Origin of the sequence: Sphingomonas faeni (assembly GCF_040407565.1) — a bacterium.
GTDB classification, from domain to species: Bacteria; Pseudomonadota; Alphaproteobacteria; order Sphingomonadales; family Sphingomonadaceae; genus Sphingomonas; species Sphingomonas faeni_F.
Genome location: NZ_JAPZPR010000002.1, coordinates 212,997 through 230,994 on the forward strand (window position 1 = coordinate 212,997; position 17,998 = coordinate 230,994).

Here is a 17,998-nt window from a genome sequence, read left to right on the forward strand (position 1 = left end):
GCACCGAGGATACGGCCACCGTCCGCGATCACGCAAACGGATACGCATCCAAACTCGGTCCTTCTCTGGCCGGCTCAGACGTCGAGGTTGGCGACGTTCAGCGCGTTGTCCTGAATGAACTCGCGGCGGGGTTCGACGACTTCGCCCATCAGCTGGGTGAAGATCTCGTTCGCACTCTCGGCGTTGACCGCGGTGACGCGGAGCATCGAACGGACTGAGGGGTCGAGCGTGGTTTCCCAGAGCTGCTCCGCGTTCATCTCGCCGAGCCCCTTGTAGCGCTGGATCGCGAGACCTTTGCGCCCCGCGGTCAGGATCGCGTCGAGCAGATGGCTCGGGCGCGAAACCTGCGTCGAACCGCGTGCGGCGACCGCCGTGACCGAGCCGATCACGCCGGCCTCGGGCTCTGTACCCTCTTCGGCCTCGGGCTCCTCGGCCTGCGACGCCTTGCTGGCGGGCACGAGATTCGACGTGCGCGCATAGCTCTCTGCGTGCTCGCCCGATAGCGCGTGAAGTTTGCGCGCTTCGGCCGACACCAGGAAGCTCGCTTCGATGATGTGGTGGTCGGTGACCCCGCGCCATGCACGCTGGAAGTGGATGCCGCCGTCTTCGGTCAGCACCGCGGTCCAGCGCGCATCGCCGTCGTCGAGTTCGAGACGACGCGTGACGATCTCCAGACGCGAGGTCCGGTCCTCGACCGAAGCCTCGGGATCGAACACGCCGCCGAGCGCCAGCGCCTCGATCATCCCGGCATCATAGCGCTTGGGGACGTAGCGCATGAGCGTCCGCATCCGGCGCGCGTGATCGACCAGATCCTTCAGGTCGCGCCCCGAACGACCGCCGCCGGGACCGTCGAGCACCATCGTATTGACGCCCGCATCGACCAGATATTCGTCGAGCGCCGCGTCGTCCTTGAGGTACACCTCGGACCGGCCCTTGGTCGCCTTATACAGCGGCGGCTGGGCGATGTAGAGATAGCCGCCCTCGATGATCTTGGGCATGTGCCGATAGAACAGCGTCAGCAGCAGCGTGCGGATGTGCGCGCCGTCGACGTCTGCGTCGGTCATGATGACGATCTTGTGGTAGCGCAGCTTGTCCGCGTTGAAGTCGTCGCGGATGCCGGTGCCCATCGCGGTGATGAGCGTGCCGATCTCGCGGCTCGACAGCATCCGGTCCTCGCGCGCACGCTCGGTGTTGAGGATCTTGCCGCGCAACGGGAGGATCGCCTGGAAATGGCGATCGCGGCCCTGCTTTGCCGACCCGCCTGCCGAGTCACCCTCGACCAGGAACAGCTCGGACTTGGCGGGATCGCGTTCCTGGCAGTCGGCGAGCTTGCCGGGCAGCGAGGCGATGTCCATCACGCCCTTGCGGCGCGTCAGTTCGCGCGCGCGCTTGGCGGCTTCGCGGGCGGCGGCGGCGTCGATGATCTTGGCGACGATCGCCTTGCCGTGCGCGGGGTTTTCTTCCAGCCATTCGGCCATCTTGTCGGCCATCAGGCTTTCGAGTGGCTGGCGGACTTCGGACGAGACGAGCTTGTCCTTGGTCTGGCTGCTGAACTTCGGGTCCGGCAGCTTGACCGAGACGATCGCGGTCAGGCCTTCGCGCATGTCCTCGCCGGTAAGCTGGACCTTTTCCTTCTTCAACATGCCCGATTTCTCGGCATAGTTGTTGAGCGTGCGGGTCAGCGCGGCGCGGAACGCGGCCATGTGCGTGCCGCCGTCGCGCTGCGGAATATTGTTCGTGAAGGCGAGGACGTTCTCGTAATAAGAATCATTCCACTGCAGCGCGACGTCCATCGTGACGTCGTCGCGCGTGCCGCTGATCGCGACCGGCTCGGGCATCAACGGCACCTTGGCGCGATCGAGATACTTCACGAACGCGGCGATCCCGCCCTCGTAATAGAGCTCGACGGTCTTCATCTCCTCGTGCCGCGCGTCGGAGAGGAACAAGCGAACGCCCGAGTTGAGGAACGCGAGCTCGCGATACCGGTGTTCGAGCTTGTCGAAGTCGAAATCGGTGATCTTGAAGGTGGCAGGCGACGGGAAGAACGTGACGCGCGTCCCCTTCTGGCCTTCGGTGGCGGGGCCGACGACCTTGAGCGGCGCGACGGCGTCGCCGAACGCGAAGCGCATGTAATGCTCTTCGCCGTTGCGCCAGATCGTCAGGTCGAGCCATTCGCTGAGCGCGTTGACGACCGAGACGCCGACGCCGTGCAGGCCGCCCGAGACCTTGTACGCGTTCTCGTCGTTGGTGTTCTCGAACTTACCGCCGGCGTGGAGCTGGGTCATGATGACCTCGGCTGCGGACACGCCTTCCTCGGTGTGGATGCCGGTCGGGATGCCGCGGCCGTTGTCGGTGACGCTGACCGAGCCGTCGGCGTTGAGGACGATGTCGATCCGGTCGCAATGCCCGGCGAGCGCTTCGTCGATCGCGTTGTCGCTGACCTCGAACACCATGTGGTGGAGGCCCGAGCCGTCGTCGGTGTCGCCGATATACATGCCGGGGCGCTTCCGCACCGCGTCGAGGCCCTTCAGGACCTTGATCGAGTCCGCGCCATAGTCGCCCATGTTCGGGAGGTTGGGATTGTTGGTTTCGGGGTTGGATGCCATGCCGAGTATATAGGCATTCGAGGGCCGAAACGGAAGCGAAATGGCCTGTAGGGGCTGGGGCGTGTCGAGCCGGAAGTGCACGAAGTGCAGACGCTGGGAGCGTTTTGCGGCGCGTGTGCACTTCGAGGGTTGGGCGGGCTGGTTTCGAAGGGGTTGGGATCGCCATGCGGGGATGGTGACAGGGGTGGGCTGTGTAGGACAGCGCGCTCGCGGCCTCTCCGGTGAAGCCACCTCCCCGGCGCAGGCCGGGGCCCAGGTGGAAAGGTTTCAATAACGACGTGCCGCTCTCTGTTAGCGACGTCGCCCAACTGGGCCCCGGCCTTCGCCGGGGTGGTGGGCGGCTGAAAGCGCGCAGCCCTTACGTCCCTCTCCCCTTGGGGAGAGGGAAGGAGGAGCCGTAGGCGACGGGAGGGTGAGGGGGAGTTGGGACCAGCGTCGCGAGCCTCACTCCCCTCTCCCTTCCCACGGCAAGTGCCGCGGGCCCCTTCCCTCTCCCCGGAGGGGCGAGGGAGGCCCTTTTCAGAAGCGGTCGGCGCGCTGACCTAGCAGCGTTACTTCGACGCGGCGATTGAGGCGCATCCCGGCCGGCGTCGCGTTGGTCGCAACCGGGTCGCGCTCGCCGTGGCCGACGACGCCGAATCGTGCGCGGACGACGTCCATGTCGTCGAACGCCTGGCGGACGCTCGCTGCGCGACGTTCGGACAGGTCCTGGTTGTGCGCGTCCGTCCCGCGCGAGTCGGTGAAGCCGTCGATCGCCACGCGGACGCCGGGGTTGCCGCGCAGATAGCGGGCGAGCGGCCGCAGCTTCTCGATCGCGCCGGGACGCAGCACGTCGCTGTCGGTGCGGAACAGCACGTCCTCCTGCAGCGTCAGCGTCGCGCCGCGCGGGGTCTGGCGGAAGCCGTAATTGCGCATCGCGCCACGATCCCACGTCGTGGTGGTCTCGACCACCGTGGTGCCGCCGCCGCGGTCACCGCGATAGCCGCCCGGGTCACGGCCATACGCATCCCAGTCGAACCGGTCGCGACGGGGGCCTGCGATCCGCGCGAATTCGCGGTTGGCGTCGTCGGCCTCGCGCGGGCTGATCCGGCCATCGCCGTTCGCGTCGAAGTTCGGCATCACGAATGCGATGCCGCGCCGCGTATTGCGCAGTTCGGGGTAGAGCACCGGCACGCCGGCGCCTTCGAGGCGGTAGCCGGGGCGCAACCAGGGGGCGCGGCTCATGTCGTAACGCCCCTCGGGCCGTCCGCCGTCTCGGACTTGCGCGAAAACGGGGGCGGTGGTTGCTGCGACCATCAATACGCCAAGGGCTGCGCGCGTGAAATTCCGGGTCATTATGATCTCTCCGTGTCTTCGATGGACGGAGCTTTGCCCGCGCCCGCTTGAACGCGCGGTGAGCCTGCTCGACAGCGCGCGTTCAGCCTAACGCCCGACCGCGATGCGCGTTGCCTGACCGCCGATCGCATCGAACAACGCGTCTTCGGTGCCGGTCATCCACACCTGGCCGCGACCTGAGAGGCGGGCGAACAGCGCCGCGCGGCGGGCTGGATCGAGATGTGCGGCGACCTCGTCGAGGAGCAGGACGGGGGGCTGGCCGGTCCGCTCGGCAACGAGGTCGGCGTGCGCGAGGACGATGCCGAGCAGGAGCGCCTTCTGTTCGCCGGTCGAAGCGAGCGACGCGGCGCGCGCCTTGTCGAGATGGATGACGATCAGGTCGACGCGGTGGGGGCCGGTGAGCGTGCGTCCGGCAGCGGCATCGCGCGCGCGTCCTTGGGCGAGGTCGGCTTGCAGGCGCGTGGTGTCGCCGGCCCAGCCTTCGAGCGTCAGGCCAGCGCGGGGGAATGGGCTGTCGCCTTGTTCCGCAAGCCGTGTTCCGAGCAACGTCACCGTCTCACGCCGAGCCGCATCTACGGCGGCGCCGTGCTCGGCCATCTGCGCTTCGAGTGCGGAAAGCCAGTCGCCATCGGGGCGGCCTTCGTCGGCAAGCAGGCGGTTTCGCGCGCGCATCGCGGCGTCGTAGCGGGCGGCGTGGTGCGCGTGGCTCGGGGCGAGCGCCAGCGTGAGGCGATCGAGGAAGCCGCGGCGCTCGCCCGCGGGGGCGACGAAGAGGCGGTCCATTGCGGGAGTGAGCCACAGGATCGTGAGCCACTCGGCGAGTGCGTTGGCGGTGGTGGTGGCGCCCTGGATGCGAACGATGCGGCGTTCGGGGGCGGAGGCGAGCGTGCCGGTGGCGACGTCGACTTCGCCGACTGCGGGTGCGTCCTGTTCCGCTTCTAACTCCCCTTCCGCTTGCGAGTTTCGGGGGAGCAGCACCCCGTGCTGTTCAAGCTGTGCCGGGGGCACAGCTGACCCGAAACTGGGTCGGGGGAGGGGCGCGCTTTCCTCGAAGGCAGACGCCAGTACGTACGTCGTCCCCTCCCCTAACCCCTCCCGCAAGCGGGAGGGAAATTCTGCTGCGTTCTTCTGCGAGCGCTCGGGAAACAATGTGGCTGCTACGCCGAAGCCGCCTGCGCCGCCTTGTCGCGCCATCTCACCTAATGCGGCCCTCCGCAGCCCGCGGCCAGGGGCGAGCAGCGACACCGCCTCCAGGATATTCGTCTTGCCCGCGCCGTTCTCGCCGGTCAGCACGACGAACCCTGGTCCCGGCGTCAGCGTCAGGTCGGCGTGGTTGCGGAAATCGGTGAGGACGAGGCGCGAGAGCATTGCCCCGGCCTTAGAGCAGTTTCTAAACCGATTGCATCGCCCTTTTCCGTTCGCCGCGGGCGAAGTCGAAGGCGCGGTTCAAGCACCGGTGCTTCGACTTCGCTCAGCACAAACGGAGTAAGGGACCGATCTGACCAATCTGTGCCAGCGACACGCCCTGTCCACTACCAAGCCTCGCGTCAGGCGGCGATCCGCTCCGGCGCCATCGCGGGTGCGGCCGTCGCGGTCGCCGCCTTCTGCGTGCTGAGATACGACGCTAGCGCCGGCCCGAGCTCGCGCTGCGCACGCAAATACGCGACCGGCGTGACGATGCTGAGCCGTTCGCGCGCGGCCTCCAGTGGCTCGTGGAGCAGTTCGAGATAATCCTCGCCCGATACCCATTTCGCTTTGCGTCCGTTGCGATAGCCTTCCCAGACCGCCTTGGCGAACAGCTTGCTGCCGGTGACGCGCATGCTCTTCAGCGCCGCGGCAGAACCGATCAGCGCCCAGCCGAGCCCGCCGACCTGCGCGTAGCTGAACGCGACGAGCGCCGCTTCGCCCATGCTCTCGTCCGCCTTGTAGCCGGTCAGCACATGCCAGATGTCGTGCGTGTCGCGCACCCGCCGGCCGAACCACGCATAGGGATGCGCCAGATCGTCCTCTGACGGCACGAGCCGCGAGACCTCGACCAGACCGTCCGCGGAATAGCCCGTCGTCTCGAGAAAATTGCGATACGCCGCCCCGACCGTGCCGGGCGCGAAGCTCGCGACGAACGCGGGGTCGGAGAAACGCTGCGCCAGTTCGACCCGGTCATAGGCGATCCGCCCGCCCTGTTCGGTGGCGATCAACCGCGCGTAGTTCATCGGCGCATTACCGACGTTCAGCGCGCGCATGATCCGGAACACCTGCGTCGTGTCGTCGCCGTTCGCGAGCAATTTCTTGATCGCATCGAACGCCGTACGCCAATCGCGACGACCGGTCGTACCGGGGAACGGAGGAAGCTTCGCCATCGAGTCGACTCCTTACTGACATTGCTGTTAGTATTGAGCAGCGGGCGAGGAGTCAATCGAGGACGGTATCTACGTCGACGCGCATCTGCGTCGCCGCTTGCGCAAGGTCGTGATCAAGTGTCGCTAAGGACCAACCGCGCGCGACGACGATCGCAAGGTGCAGCGCGTCTCCGGAGCGCAGCTTCAGATCACCGCGATCGAGCAACGTTGCCGCCAACGCAAAATCGGTTTCGGTGACTGACTCCACGTGAAGTTCCCCGGCGCAAAACCGTTGCCACGCCTTCATCACACCGTTCCAACCAACGGTGTCGATGACGACCAACCGCCGTTTCATCGCAAGCGCACCGGAGAACTCGGTGACGACCCAATGGCTGACCGCCAGAGTATCAGCCCGTCGCGATAGCCACGCGCGTACATCCTCGCTTTGCGCCTCGGCTGTGAAGGCCGACACCATCACCGCCGTGTCGCAGTAGAGGGTCAATACCGCGAGTCGTCACGCATCTGCCGGACCAGGTCACGTGCAGATGTCGGATCGTAAGGTAGAGACTTCGCCAGCGCCTCTAACGCGTCGACGTCGATGGGCTTGCGGCGTGGCAACGGCGGTGCTTCGGGCGTCACGCGGGCGAAGGGTTGGCCATTGCGTGTGATCTGCACGGCCTCGCCCGCTTCGAGCCGGTCGATAAGCGTGCCCAGTTCGTCTTTCAGATCCGCGATGTTGATCGAGTCCATGATCCGGCTCCTGCCTGTCGCGCCGCTATACCACGGCGCGACAGGCAGACCGAATCACACGCGCATCGGCATCAGCACGTACAGCGCGGGCGACTTGTCGTTCTCGCGGATCAGCGTTGGGGCGGCGGCGTCGGCGAGGTGGACCTCGACCATGTCGCCGTCGATCTGTGCCAGGATGTCCATCAGATAGCGGCTGTTGAAGCCGATCTCGAACGGGAGCGCGACGTAATCGCCGGGGACTTCCTCCGCGGCGGTGCCGTTTTCGGGCGAGGTGACCGACAGCGTGATCTTGTCGCGGTCGAGCGCCATCTTCACGGCGCGCGTCTTTTCCGTCGCGATCGTGGAGACGCGATCGACGCCTTCCATGAAGCTCTTCGGGTCGATCTTGAGGATCTTGTCGTTGCCGGTCGGGATCACGCGGCTGTAATCGGGGAAGGTACCGTCGATCAGCTTCGAGGTCAGGATCGCCTGGCCGAGGTCGAAGCGGATCTTGGTTGGCGACAGCGAGACGCCGACCGAACCGTCGACCTCGTCGAGCAGTTTCCGGAGCTCACCAATGCATTTGCGCGGCACGATCACGTCGGGCATCGATTCGGCACCCTCGGGACGCGGCAGCGTCACGCGCGCGAGGCGGTGTCCGTCGGTCGCGGCGGCCTTCAGCACCGGGTTCGAGCTGTCGCCGTCCGCCACGTGCAGGAAGATGCCGTTGAGGTAATAGCGGGTCTCTTCGGTCGAGATCGCGAAGCGCGTCTTGTCGATGATCTGCTTGAGCGTCTCGGCGGGCAGCTCGAACTGGGTCGGCAGCTCGCCCTCGGCGATCACCGGGAAATCGTCGCGCGGCAGCGTGCCGAGCGAGAAACGCGCACGGCCCGCGACGATGCTCATCCGGCCTTCCGATGCGGCGAGCTGGACTTGGCTACCCTCAGGGAGCTTGCGCGCGATGTCGAACAGCGTGTGCGCGGACACGGTGGTCGCGCCGGGCTGGTCGACGGCTGCTGCGATCGATTCGTTGATCTGGAGATCAAGATCGGTCGCCATCAGCTTGAGCGTGCCCTCGGCGGTCGCCTCGATCAGCACGTTCGACAGGATGGGGATGGTGTTGCGCCGCTCCACCACGGACTGGACATGGCTCAGCCCCTTGAGGAGCGTTGCGCGTTCGATCGTCGCCTTCATCGTAATTCCCCCCGCCGCCACAGCCGGACTCGGGGCTGGGGGCAATCCGCAAATGGCTTACCCAACAACAAAGGGTCGGAGCAAGCGCCCCGACCCTTCTTTGATCACGGTAAACGTCGCGTTAAAGCGATCAGAAGCGGAAGCCGTAGCTCGCCACGACCTGATGGCGGTCGGTATCGACGTCGAAGCGGCTGCTGGTGCCGCCGGTCGCATAGTCGATGTTGCCGCGCTCGTAGTTCGAATAGCGGTATTCGAGCTTGGCATAGCTGTTCGGGCCCATCGCGTGCTCGGCGCCAGCACCAACGCGCCAGCCGCCGAGCTTGAAGTTGGTGTCGGTGGTCTGGCTGGTATCGCCCGCGAGCACCTTGAGCTTCGAGTTGGTGTAGCCGCCCTTGACGTACAGCATCGTCGCCGGTGCGACGACATAGCCCGCGCGCGCGCCGACATAGATGTCGCGGCCCTGCTTGACGCGGCCATAGCCGAAGTCGCTGGTGTAATCGTTGCGGTCGCTCTTCGCGGTCGAGCCCGTCAGTTCGGCTTCGGCGCCGAGCACGATGTTGTCCGAGGTCGCGATATCGTAGCCGATGCCGCCGCCGTACAGCAGGCCGTCGATCTTCTGGTCGTCGCGCCCGTTGTTGTTGGACACGCTGCTGCCGGCGCCGGTGTGGTCGTAGCCGAGCGTGGCCTCGACGCGGGGGCCGGTGAAGATCGGGTTGGTCTGCGCGAGGGCTGGTGCGGCCACTGCGGTGGTGGCGAGCAGCGAGACGGCGATGAGCGTACGCATTGGGTTACTCCTTTACTGAACCGGCGCCCCATTACGCGGGGCGGACCGCTCCAATGGACCAACCGCGCAGGCGTTGCATGAACCCCAGATAAACGCGGAAATCCGTTGCTTTTGCGCCACAGGGGGTTGAAACGCGGGCCATGATTCCAAGCCAACGGCAGGGTGAAGCCGACGCCCGATCAACCGACATTCCGGCCCTGCGGAAAGGTCGCGATTTCGTCGCGCGGCACGGCGAAACCGTGTTCAACGCGGCGCATCGGTTGCAGGGGGATGCGGCGCATACGCCGTTGACGCGGGCGGGGTTCGCGCAGGCGGACGAGCTTGGGCGGGCGTTGCGGGCGTTGCTGGGGGTGAAGCCGGCCATGACTTTGTGGGCATCACCGACCGGGCGGGCTTTGCAGACGCTGGCGGTGATCTGCGAGCATCTGGAGCTGGACTGGCATGATGCGCGGACCGATCCGCGGTTGGTCGAGATCGACATGGGATCGTGGGGCGGGCGCTATTACGCGGACGTGGTCGACGAGGTCGGCCCGGTGATGCTGCCGGGGGGGGCGTTGAAACCTTCGCCAGATGGCGAGACCTATGCGGAGATCGCGGCACGAGTCGGCGGGTGGCAGGCGGATACCGCGGAGGATCCGGGCGACCGGCTGGTGATCATGCACGGGATTTCGAGTCGGGTTATGCTGGGCGTGATGACAGGTGCGGCGGTCGATCCGCTGCTGGGCGCGCCGGTTGCGAAGGGGTTGCCACAAGGGTCGGTCACGCTGGTCGAGAATGGCCGCGCGACGGTGCCGCATCTGGGTACGGGGTTCGCTCCGACGTGAAATTCGCGGTCCTGCTGGCGTTGGCGATCGCTGCTCCGGCGGCGGCGCGTGACACGATCGGCATCTACCAGGGATGGGGAGCGTTTCGCGATGCGAGCCCGGCGCGGTGTTACGCGATTGCGCGGCCGGTGATGGCGGGGGGGCGTGCTTCGGGGTTTGCCAGCGTCGCGACGTGGCCGAAACGGGGTTTGCGCGCGTCCTTATATGTGCGGCTCAGTCGCGAGAGGGATCGGTCGGCGGGGGTGACGCTTACGGTCGGCGAGCGGCGATTTACGCTGGTGGCGAACGGGCTGGACGCTTGGGCGAGCGACGCGCCGAGCGACCGCGCGATCGTCGCCGCGCTGCGGTCGGGGCGGAGCATGAGCGTCGAGGCGGTCGGTGTGGGGGGGCGGCCGTTTGCGGATGTGTACGCGCTACCGGGCGCGGCGACGGCGGTCGATGCGGCTGTGTTGGCGTGTAGCGGGGGGTGAAACTTCGGGCGAGCCCCGCCCACCGGCACCACCCCGGCGAAGGCCGGGGCCCAGTTGGAAAGGTGGTCGTAACGGCTGACGACGCTTCATTACCTTGGCCTCCCAACTGGGCCCCGGCCTTCGCCGGGGTGGTAGCTCTTTCTCGAGTAACTGCGAGTGACTGCGAAGCAATTCTGGCATGCGTCCAGCAGCCAGTAGAAAAATCACGAAAATTCCGCTACGGGCTCGCGCATGCAGACCGCCGCGAACCTCATGCCCATCCCCGGGCACATCGATCCCGTGCCCGTTCCCCGCAGCTTCGTGCCGCGCAGCGATGGGCGGATCGACCTGCTCGGGCTGTCGCTTGCCGACCTGCGGATGGCGCTGGAGACGTCGCAGCTCGAGGAGAAGCAGGCCAAGCTGCGCGCGAAACAGCTGTGGCACTGGATCTATAATCGCGGCGCGACCGAGTTCTCGGCGATGACCGATATCTCGAAGACGATGCACCCGTGGCTGGAGCAGCGCTTCGTGATCAGCCGGCCGAACGTGGTCGAGGCTCAAGTGTCGACAGATGGGACGCGGAAGTGGCTGCTGCGGTCGGACGATGCGCAGGACTACGAGATGGTGTTCATCCCGGACGCGGATCGCGGCACGCTGTGCGTGTCGAGCCAGGTCGGCTGCACGCTCAACTGCACCTTCTGCCATACCGGCACGATGCGGCTGGTGCGTAACCTCACGCCGGCCGAGATCGTCGGCCAGGTGATGCTCGCGCGCGATTCGTTGGGCGAATGGCCGAGCCAGCCCGAGGGGCGGATGCTCACCAACATCGTAATGATGGGGATGGGCGAGCCGCTGTATAATTTCGAGAACGTCCGCGATGCGCTGAAGCTGGTGATGGACGGCGCGGGCCTCGCGCTCAGCCGCCGTCGGATCACTTTGTCGACGTCTGGCGTGGTGCCGATGATGGCGCGTGCGGGGGCCGAGATCGGCGTGAACCTCGCCGTATCGTTGCACGCGGTGACCAAGGAAGTTCGCGACGAGATCGTGCCGCTCAACCGGAAGTACGGCATCGAGGAGCTGTTGCAGGCGTGTGCGGACTATCCGGGCACGAACAACGCGCGGCGCATCACGTTCGAGTACGTGATGCTGAAGGACAAGAACGACTCCGACGACGATGCGCGCGAACTGGTGCGGTTGCTGCGGAAGTACGAGCTGCCGGCGAAGGTGAACCTCATTCCGTTCAATCCGTGGCCGGGTGCGCAATACGAGTGCTCGACGCCCGAGCGGATCAAGTCGTTCTCGAGCATCGTGTTCGGCGCGGGGATCTCGGCGCCGGTGCGGACGCCGCGCGGGCGCGACATCGATGCGGCGTGCGGGCAACTGAAGACCGCGTCGGAGAAGAAGAGCCGCGCGCAGATCGATCGCGAGGCCGCTGCCGAGGCTGATGCCGCCTTTGTCTGATCTGGCTTCGCTCGGATTGGCGGCGGGGGCGGGGATGCTGGGCGGCGCGATGAACGCGCTGGCGGGCGGCGGCAGCTTCGCGACGATGCCGTCGCTGATCGCGCTCGGCCTGCCCTCGCCGATCGCCAATGCGACCAGCAACGTCGCGGTGCAGCCCGCGGCGATGGCGAGTGCGTGGGCGTATCGCAGCGATCTCGGGCCGGTCGGCGGCGTCGGTATCCGGACGCTGGCGGGGATCACGTTCGTCGGCGGGCTGGTCGGCAGCCTGCTGTTGTTCTTCACCCCGGCGACCGCGTTCGACGTCATCGTACCGTGGCTGCTGCTGATGGCGACGCTCGCGATCGCGTTCGGCAAGCCTGCGTCGACCTGGCTCCACGCACGCGTCGCGATCGGGTCGCGCTCGCTGATCGCCGCGCAGACGTTGCTGGGGATCTATGGCGGCTATTTCGGAGGCGGCGTCGGGATGATGCTGACGGCGGCATGGGGATTGTTGGCCGGCGCCTCACCCGCCAAGCTCGCCGCGCCGCGCACGCTGATGCTGGCGACCGCGAACGCCGCCGCGACGATCGTGTTCGCGGCGACGGGGATGGTGGCATGGACGTTGTGCTTGCCGATGATGGCGGGCGGCGTCGTCGGCGGGTATTTCGGCGCGCGGTTCGGGCGGAAGCTGCCCGACGGCGTGATCCGCGGGTGGACGCTGCTGGTGACGGCTACGACGACGGTGGTGTTCTTTTACCGGGCGTACGCCTGAACCACGATGTTTCCCCGCGAAGGCGGGGACCCAGTCTGGGCACCCGCCTTCGCGGGTGAACACGCTTGCTTCGCTCAGCCCGGCCGGCGCATCTTGAAGAGCGCATCCTCGGTGATCTCGAAGTAATCCGCAGGACCGCCGCCACGCAGGATCGGTTGCGCGCGCGCCGTCTGGTATACGCCGTCCTCCAGCATGCCGGCGTCGATGTGGATGGCGACCGCTTCGCCGAGCACCAGCCACTGATCGAGTTCGCAGCCTTCCTTGGTTTCGAGGCGGATCAGCTGGGTGAGCTTGCACTCGAACTGCGCACGCGATGCCGCGACCCGGGCCGGCTTTACCTTCGTCGAGGCGGCCATCTCCAGCTTGGCCAGCGCGAATTCGTCGACGTCGGCGGCGACGTTCGCGGCGGTAGTGTTCATCGCCTCGCCCAGGTCGCGCGAGACCAGGTTCCAGACGAACTCGCCGGTCGCCTCGATATTGGCGACGCTGTCCTTCCAGCCCATCGACGAGAAGCCGATGATCGGCGGATTATAGTTGAACAGGTTGAAGAACGAATAGGGCGCGAGGTTGGCGACGCCGTCCGCGGACATCGTGCTGACCCAGCCGATCGGCCGCGGCGCGACGATCGCGTTGAGCGGATCATGCGGCAGGCGATGGCCGTCCGCGGGCTCGTAAGAATGCCATTCGGTCATACACTTATTCCTGCTATGTCACGGTCCGACTGCCTATAGCGAAGGTCGAGCATGAACGATCCCACTGCCCCGACTATCAGCACCCCGATCATCAAGCGCCATCGGCTCGCGACGCGCATATGGCACTGGGTAACGGTGGTGACGATGTTCATCATGATCGGCAGCGGGATCGGCATCCTCAAGGCGCATCCGCGGCTGTACTGGGGCCGGTACGGCGCGAATTTCGATACCGCCTGGACGACGCTCGACCAGTGGCCAAGCTGGCTGGTGTCGCTGCTCAATCTGCTGACGATCCCGGCGAGCTACAATCTGGCGATCTCGCGCCGCTGGCACCTGTTGTTCGCGCTGGTGCTCGCGTTCGCGCTGCTCGGGTTCATGATCGTCAGCCTGGTCAACAAGCATTTCCAGCGCGATCTCCGCGTCCGCGCCGCCGAACTGTCGCCGCGCGAGGTCGCGCACGACGTGAAGGAGCATCTGGCGTTTCGCTTCCACGATCCGAAGCGGCCGGGCGCGTACAATATCCTCCAGAAGCTGTCCTACGTGGCGACGATCTTCGTGCTGATCCCGGTGATGATCCTGACCGGACTGACGATGTCGCCGGGGATGGACGCGGCGTGGCCGTGGCTGCTCGAGGTGTTCGGCGGGCGGCAGTCGGCGCGCTCGATCCACTTTATCGCCGCCACCGGGCTGGTGCTGTTCATCATCGCGCATCTGGCGCTGGTGATCCTCGCGGGGACGTGGAACGAGGTGCGGTCGATGATTACCGGGCGCTGGAAGGTACCCGCCCACACGTCGGAGGACGTCGCATGAGTTCGCTGATTACCCGCCGCTCGCTGGTCGTAGGCGCGACCATCGGTGCAGGCGCGCTGCTGACCGGTTGCGACAAGATCGCCGCGAACCCGGAAGCGCGGAAGATCCTGTTCATGGGCGAGGACATGAACCGCGGGCTGCAACGCGCGCTGACCAACCGCAACGCACTCGCGCCCGAGTTCAGCCCCGCGCAGATGTCGCCGATCTTCCGGTCGAACGGCACGAGCAACCCGGGGACGGCGGACTATACCGCGATGGTCGCCAACAATTTCGCGGATTACCGGCTGAAGGTCGGCGGGCTGGTCGATCGGCCGTTGTCGGTCTCTCTCCCGCAACTCCGCCAGATGCCCGCGCGCGCGCAGATCACGCGGCACGACTGCGTCGAGGGCTGGAGCGCGATCGGCAAATGGCAGGGACCGAAGCTTGGCACGCTGCTCGACGCCGCCGGCCTGAAAAGCACCGCGCGCTACATCGTGTTCACCTGCGCCGACCTGTACCGCGGCGCGAACTATTACGAGTCGGTCGATCTGGTCGACGCATTCCACCCGCAGACCATCCTCGCCTGGGCGCTCAACGATCAGGTCCTTGATGTCGCGCACGGCGCGCCGGTGCGGCTGCGCGTCGAGCGGCAATTGGGCTACAAGCACGCGAAGTACGTCACAGCGATCGACGCGGTCGCCAGCCTCGACGGAATCGGCAAGGGCAAGGGCGGCTATTGGGAAGATAACGTTGATTACGACTGGTATGCCGGAATCTGATCGAACCGGACTGGCGCACTTCCGTACCAGTCATTAGCTAACGCGACATGGCCTTATTCGATCGTTTCCTGGCGCGGCAGGTTAAAACCGGCGAACTCACGCTCATCCATGCGGACGGCACGACCAAGCATTTCGGCAAGCCCGATGCCGCGTATAATCCCGTCACGATCCGGCTGACCCAGCCCGGCGTCGCGGGGGCGATCGTCCGCCACCCGGCGCTCGGCGCGGCGGAGGCGTTCATGGACGGGCGCCTGGTGATCGAGCGCGGCGACATTCGCGATCTGGTCAATCTGCTCAAGGGCAACAGCCCGTGGGAGCGTGGTGGTGGGCTCAATCCGTCGCTGCCGATCAAGTTGCTCGACAAGGTCGTCCACCGTGTCGACCGCGTGAACATGGCGCGGCGGTCGAAGAAGAACGTGGCGCATCACTATGATTTGTCGGACCGGCTGTACGACCTGTTCCTCGACGCGGACCGGCAATATTCGTGCGCGTACTTTACCGATCCGGGCAACAGCCTGGAGCAGGCGCAGTCCGACAAGAAGGCGCACATCGCCGCCAAGCTGGCGATCCAGCCGGGCATGCGCGTGCTCGACATCGGCTGCGGCTGGGGTGGCATGGCGCTGTACCTGCACGCCAAGACCGGTGCCGAAGTGCTCGGCGTGACGCTGAGCGAGGAACAGCTGAAGGTCGCGCGGCGACGGGCCGAGGAGGCCGGCGTTGCAGACAAGGTGAAGTTCGAGCTGATCGACTATCGCGCGCTGACCGGCAGTTTCGACCGGATCGTCTCGGTCGGGATGTTCGAGCATGTCGGCCCGGCGCACTACAAGGCGTTCTTCCGCAGGTGTCGCGACCTGCTGACCGATGACGGCGTGATGCTGCTCCACACGATCGGCCGGATGGGCGGGCCTGGCGTCACCGACACCTTCACGACCAAGTACATCTTCCCGGGCGGGTATAATCCGGCGCTGTCGGAGATCGTGAAGGGGTATGAGGGGCTGCGGATGTTCCCGACCGATATCGAAGTGCTGCGCGTCCATTACGCGCTGACGATCGACCAATGGTACGACCGGACGGTGGCGGCGAAGGATTCGATCGTCGCGCTGTACGACGAGCGGTTCTATCGGATGTGGACGTTCTATCTGGCGGGCGCTGCGGCGGCGTTCCGGACTGGGGGGATGGTCAACTACCAGATCCAGCTGTCGAAGAGCCGGATGACGTTGCCGTTGACTCGCGACTACATGATCGAAGGCGAGCGGGCGTTGCGCGAAGGCTAGGCCCGCTCCCCTCCCTGGAAGGGGGGGGCTGGGGGTGGGTCGGCGGCTTGGGATGAGCGGCGCCTGCAAAACGGGCCTACCCACCCCTAACCCCTCCCTTTCAGGGAGGGGGATCGGTTGCGCTTTAGCGCGGGCCCTGCATTTCCGACTTCGCGGCCGCGCGCTCGTCGCCGCCGATCTTGCCGTCGTGGTTCGCATCGTATTTGGCGAAGGTCGCCGCCAGCAGCGCCTGTGCCTCGGCCTGCGTGACCTTGCCGTCCTTGTTCTTGTCCGCGCTCGTGAACCACAGGTCGGCGAGGCGCTTGGCGTGGACCGGATCGGGACGCCCTGCCCCGACCTTCATGTTGTCGATCCGTGCCAGCACTTCCGCGCGGGTCAGGACGCCGTCCTTGTTGGTATCGGACGCGGCGAATTCGGTCTTGAACTTGGCGGCGGCCGAGGCGCGCGTTTCCTGCGCGAGCGCCGGGGTTGCGAGACCGACGAGAACGAGAAGGGTGAGGCTTTGGCGTAGCACGGTCGGGACACTCCAGTGGATGTGCGGCGCGAATAGCGGGATTCGGTTGTACGCGCCATTAACGCGTGTCAGGCGTCCGGCGGTTGCGCGAACGCGCCCCAGCGCATAGGGGCGCGGGCATTGGATATTGCCCGAAGGATCCTGCCCGTGACCGATCAGAGCAACCCCGCCGGCGGCGCCGGAATCAACCGCGTTGTACTCGCCTATTCCGGTGGCCTGGACACGAGCGTGATCCTGAAATGGCTCCAGCAGACGTACAACTGCGAAGTCGTGACGTTCACCGCCGATCTCGGTCAGGGCGAGGAGCTCGAGCCGGCGCGTGCCAAGGCCGAGATGATGGGCGTCAAGCCCGAGCACATCTTCGTCGACGACCTGCGCGAGGAGTTCGTCCGCGACTACGTGTTCCCGATGATGCGGTCGAACGCGTTGTACGAGGGGCTGTATTTGCTCGGCACGTCGATCGCGCGGCCGCTGATCGCCAAGCGCCAGATCGAGATCGCCAAGATGGTCGGCGCCGATGCGGTCAGCCACGGCGCGACCGGCAAGGGCAACGACCAGGTCCGCTTCGAGCTCGGCTATTACGCGCTGTCGCCCGACATCAAGGTGATCGCCCCGTGGCGTGAGTGGGATCTCACCAGCCGTACCAAGCTGATCGAGTTCGCCGAACAGCACCAGATCCCGGTCAGCAAGGACAAGCGCGGCGAGTCGCCGTTCTCGACCGACGCGAACATGCTGCACACGTCGTCCGAGGGTAAGGTGCTCGAGAACCCGTGGGACGAGGTCCCCGACTACGTCTATTCGCGCACAGTGAACCCCGAGGACGCACCCGATGTCCCCGAATACATCACGATCGATTTCGAGCGCGGCGACGGCGTCGCAATCAACGGCGAGGGCATGAGCCCGGCGACGCTGCTGTCGACGCTCAACGATTATGGCCGCCGTCACGGCATCGGCCGCCTCGACCTCGTCGAGAACCGCTTCGTGGGCATGAAGAGCCGCGGCATGTACGAGACTCCCGGTGGCACGATCTATCAGCTCGCGCACCGCGGCATCGAGCAGCTGACGCTCGACCGCGGCGCCGCGCATCTGAAGGACGAACTCGCGCCGCGCTATGCCGAGCTGATCTACAACGGTTTCTGGTTCTCGCCGGAGCGCGAGATGCTGCAGGCGGCGATCGACCACAGCCAGGAGAAGGTCTCGGGCACCGTTCGGCTGAAGCTCTACAAGGGTGGCGTGTACGTGGTTGGGCGGAAATCGCCGAACTCGCTCTATTCGGAGAAGGTCGTGACGTTCGAGGACGATCAGGGCGCCTACGACCAGCGCGACGCGGCTGGCTTCATCAAGCTGAACGCACTGCGCCTGCGTCTGCTCGGACGGCGTGATCAGTAGGGGCGGCCAGTAACCTTCCCCCACTGGACCTCAGTCGTGATGTCGAAGTTTGCGGCGAAGATCGTCAACTCGTCGTGCGCGCACTTGTCTAG

Annotated in this window: 18 protein-coding genes; 8 read left to right on the forward strand and 10 right to left on the reverse strand. The window is 66.1% G+C overall.

Going from position 1 to position 17,998, the window contains the following annotated elements; translation table 11 throughout:
* Positions 1-74: 74 nt before the first annotated feature.
* The 8 genes from gyrB to O6Y00_RS05455 form a co-directional block, all read right to left on the reverse strand.
* Positions 75-2,606 carry a DNA topoisomerase (ATP-hydrolyzing) subunit B gene (gene gyrB, locus O6Y00_RS05420; RefSeq protein ID WP_353441585.1) on the reverse strand — a complete coding sequence of 844 codons (2,532 nt, stop codon included), beginning with the start codon at positions 2,604-2,606 and terminating at the stop codon, positions 75-77.
* Between the two features lie 519 nt (positions 2,607-3,125).
* Complete coding sequence (locus tag O6Y00_RS05425) at positions 3,126-3,941, reverse strand: OmpA family protein (protein WP_353441586.1); 816 nt, start codon at positions 3,939-3,941, stop codon at positions 3,126-3,128.
* A gap of 87 nt (positions 3,942-4,028) precedes the next feature.
* Positions 4,029-5,309 carry a DNA replication/repair protein RecF gene (locus O6Y00_RS05430; protein WP_353441587.1) on the reverse strand — a complete coding sequence of 427 codons (1,281 nt, stop codon included), beginning with the start codon at positions 5,307-5,309 and terminating at the stop codon, positions 4,029-4,031.
* A 179-nt stretch (positions 5,310-5,488) separates the two neighbouring features.
* A complete protein-coding gene (locus tag O6Y00_RS05435) occupies positions 5,489-6,298 on the reverse strand; it encodes a Coq4 family protein (RefSeq protein WP_353441588.1) in 810 nt (269 codons plus the stop codon).
* A gap of 52 nt (positions 6,299-6,350) precedes the next feature.
* Positions 6,351-6,779 (reverse strand): type II toxin-antitoxin system VapC family toxin, encoded by a 429-nt coding sequence (locus O6Y00_RS05440; protein WP_353441589.1) that lies wholly within the window; start codon positions 6,777-6,779, stop codon positions 6,351-6,353.
* The gene (locus tag O6Y00_RS05445; protein WP_056485045.1) at positions 6,776-7,027 is read right to left on the reverse strand and encodes a type II toxin-antitoxin system Phd/YefM family antitoxin; all 252 of its coding nucleotides are present in this window, start codon (positions 7,025-7,027) and stop codon (positions 6,776-6,778) included. Before O6Y00_RS05445 ends, O6Y00_RS05440 begins: the two co-directional genes overlap by 4 nt.
* 54 nt (positions 7,028-7,081) lie before the next feature.
* Complete coding sequence (dnaN, locus tag O6Y00_RS05450) at positions 7,082-8,200, reverse strand: DNA polymerase III subunit beta (protein WP_056017955.1); 1,119 nt, start codon at positions 8,198-8,200, stop codon at positions 7,082-7,084.
* 130 nt (positions 8,201-8,330) lie between these two features.
* Positions 8,331-8,984, reverse strand: a complete 654-nt coding sequence (locus tag O6Y00_RS05455; RefSeq protein ID WP_353441590.1) for an outer membrane protein — start codon at positions 8,982-8,984, stop codon at positions 8,331-8,333.
* Between the two features lie 140 nt (positions 8,985-9,124).
* Between O6Y00_RS05455 and O6Y00_RS05460 the strand changes: the two genes are divergently transcribed.
* The 4 genes from O6Y00_RS05460 to O6Y00_RS05475 all read left to right on the forward strand — a co-directional run bounded on the left by O6Y00_RS05460 (position 9,125) and on the right by O6Y00_RS05475 (position 12,469).
* Complete coding sequence (locus O6Y00_RS05460; RefSeq protein WP_353441591.1) at positions 9,125-9,808, forward strand: histidine phosphatase family protein; 684 nt, start codon at positions 9,125-9,127, stop codon at positions 9,806-9,808.
* Positions 9,805-10,278: an invasion associated locus B family protein gene (locus tag O6Y00_RS05465; protein WP_353441592.1), complete on the forward strand. Its 474-nt coding sequence runs from the start codon at positions 9,805-9,807 to the stop codon at positions 10,276-10,278. Before O6Y00_RS05460 ends, O6Y00_RS05465 begins: the two co-directional genes overlap by 4 nt.
* 231 nt (positions 10,279-10,509) lie before the next feature.
* Positions 10,510-11,718: a 23S rRNA (adenine(2503)-C(2))-methyltransferase RlmN gene (gene rlmN, locus O6Y00_RS05470; protein WP_133029590.1), complete on the forward strand. Its 1,209-nt coding sequence runs from the start codon at positions 10,510-10,512 to the stop codon at positions 11,716-11,718.
* On the forward strand, positions 11,711-12,469 hold the full coding sequence (locus tag O6Y00_RS05475; RefSeq protein WP_347812393.1) for a sulfite exporter TauE/SafE family protein: 759 nt from the start codon (positions 11,711-11,713) through the stop codon (positions 12,467-12,469). Before rlmN ends, O6Y00_RS05475 begins: the two co-directional genes overlap by 8 nt.
* Positions 12,470-12,543: 74 nt before the next feature.
* On the opposite strand, the gene O6Y00_RS05480 is transcribed toward O6Y00_RS05475, so the two are convergent.
* A complete protein-coding gene (locus O6Y00_RS05480; protein ID WP_353441593.1) occupies positions 12,544-13,161 on the reverse strand; it encodes a flavin reductase family protein in 618 nt (205 codons plus the stop codon).
* Positions 13,162-13,212: 51 nt separating this feature from the next.
* On the opposite strand from O6Y00_RS05480, the gene O6Y00_RS05485 reads away from it, so the two are divergent.
* From O6Y00_RS05485 to O6Y00_RS05495, 3 genes are read left to right on the forward strand one after another with little or no spacing between them, the layout of a single operon-like run.
* Positions 13,213-13,971, forward strand: coding sequence for a cytochrome b/b6 domain-containing protein (locus tag O6Y00_RS05485; RefSeq protein ID WP_353441594.1), 759 nt, complete (start codon positions 13,213-13,215; stop codon positions 13,969-13,971).
* Positions 13,968-14,729 (forward strand): molybdopterin-dependent oxidoreductase, encoded by a 762-nt coding sequence (locus tag O6Y00_RS05490; RefSeq protein WP_353441595.1) that lies wholly within the window; start codon positions 13,968-13,970, stop codon positions 14,727-14,729. The genes O6Y00_RS05485 and O6Y00_RS05490 overlap by 4 nt, the downstream gene beginning before the upstream one ends.
* Positions 14,730-14,776: 47 nt before the next feature.
* Complete coding sequence (locus tag O6Y00_RS05495; RefSeq protein ID WP_353441596.1) at positions 14,777-16,003, forward strand: cyclopropane-fatty-acyl-phospholipid synthase family protein; 1,227 nt, start codon at positions 14,777-14,779, stop codon at positions 16,001-16,003.
* Between the two features lie 124 nt (positions 16,004-16,127).
* Here O6Y00_RS05495 and O6Y00_RS05500 read toward each other — a convergent pair whose 3' ends face one another.
* Positions 16,128-16,517 (reverse strand): EF-hand domain-containing protein, encoded by a 390-nt coding sequence (locus O6Y00_RS05500; RefSeq protein WP_353441597.1) that lies wholly within the window; start codon positions 16,515-16,517, stop codon positions 16,128-16,130.
* A 147-nt stretch (positions 16,518-16,664) separates the two neighbouring features.
* Here O6Y00_RS05500 and O6Y00_RS05505 point away from each other — a divergent pair, with 147 nt between their 5' ends.
* Positions 16,665-17,906: an argininosuccinate synthase gene (locus O6Y00_RS05505; protein ID WP_353441598.1), complete on the forward strand. Its 1,242-nt coding sequence runs from the start codon at positions 16,665-16,667 to the stop codon at positions 17,904-17,906.
* The last annotated feature ends 92 nt before the right edge of the window (positions 17,907-17,998 follow it).

Excerpts from the sequence above, each read along its gene's own strand:
- gyrB (WP_353441585.1), bottom strand. The coding sequence starts at position 2,606 with ATGGCATCCAACCCCGAAACCAACAATCCCAACCTCCCGAACATGGGC.
- O6Y00_RS05425 (WP_353441586.1), bottom strand. The coding sequence starts at position 3,941 with ATGACCCGGAATTTCACGCGCGCAGCCCTTGGCGTATTGATGGTCGCA.
- O6Y00_RS05430 (WP_353441587.1), bottom strand. The coding sequence starts at position 5,309 with ATGCTCTCGCGCCTCGTCCTCACCGATTTCCGCAACCACGCCGACCTG.
- O6Y00_RS05435 (WP_353441588.1), bottom strand. The coding sequence starts at position 6,298 with ATGGCGAAGCTTCCTCCGTTCCCCGGTACGACCGGTCGTCGCGATTGG.
- O6Y00_RS05445 (WP_056485045.1), bottom strand. The coding sequence starts at position 7,027 with ATGGACTCGATCAACATCGCGGATCTGAAAGACGAACTGGGCACGCTT.
- dnaN (WP_056017955.1), bottom strand. The coding sequence starts at position 8,200 with ATGAAGGCGACGATCGAACGCGCAACGCTCCTCAAGGGGCTGAGCCAT.
- O6Y00_RS05455 (WP_353441590.1), bottom strand. The coding sequence starts at position 8,984 with ATGCGTACGCTCATCGCCGTCTCGCTGCTCGCCACCACCGCAGTGGCC.
- O6Y00_RS05460 (WP_353441591.1), top strand. The coding sequence starts at position 9,125 with ATGATTCCAAGCCAACGGCAGGGTGAAGCCGACGCCCGATCAACCGAC.
- rlmN (WP_133029590.1), top strand. The coding sequence starts at position 10,510 with ATGCAGACCGCCGCGAACCTCATGCCCATCCCCGGGCACATCGATCCC.
- O6Y00_RS05480 (WP_353441593.1), bottom strand. The coding sequence starts at position 13,161 with ATGACCGAATGGCATTCTTACGAGCCCGCGGACGGCCATCGCCTGCCG.
- O6Y00_RS05485 (WP_353441594.1), top strand. The coding sequence starts at position 13,213 with ATGAACGATCCCACTGCCCCGACTATCAGCACCCCGATCATCAAGCGC.
- O6Y00_RS05490 (WP_353441595.1), top strand. The coding sequence starts at position 13,968 with ATGAGTTCGCTGATTACCCGCCGCTCGCTGGTCGTAGGCGCGACCATC.
- O6Y00_RS05495 (WP_353441596.1), top strand. The coding sequence starts at position 14,777 with ATGGCCTTATTCGATCGTTTCCTGGCGCGGCAGGTTAAAACCGGCGAA.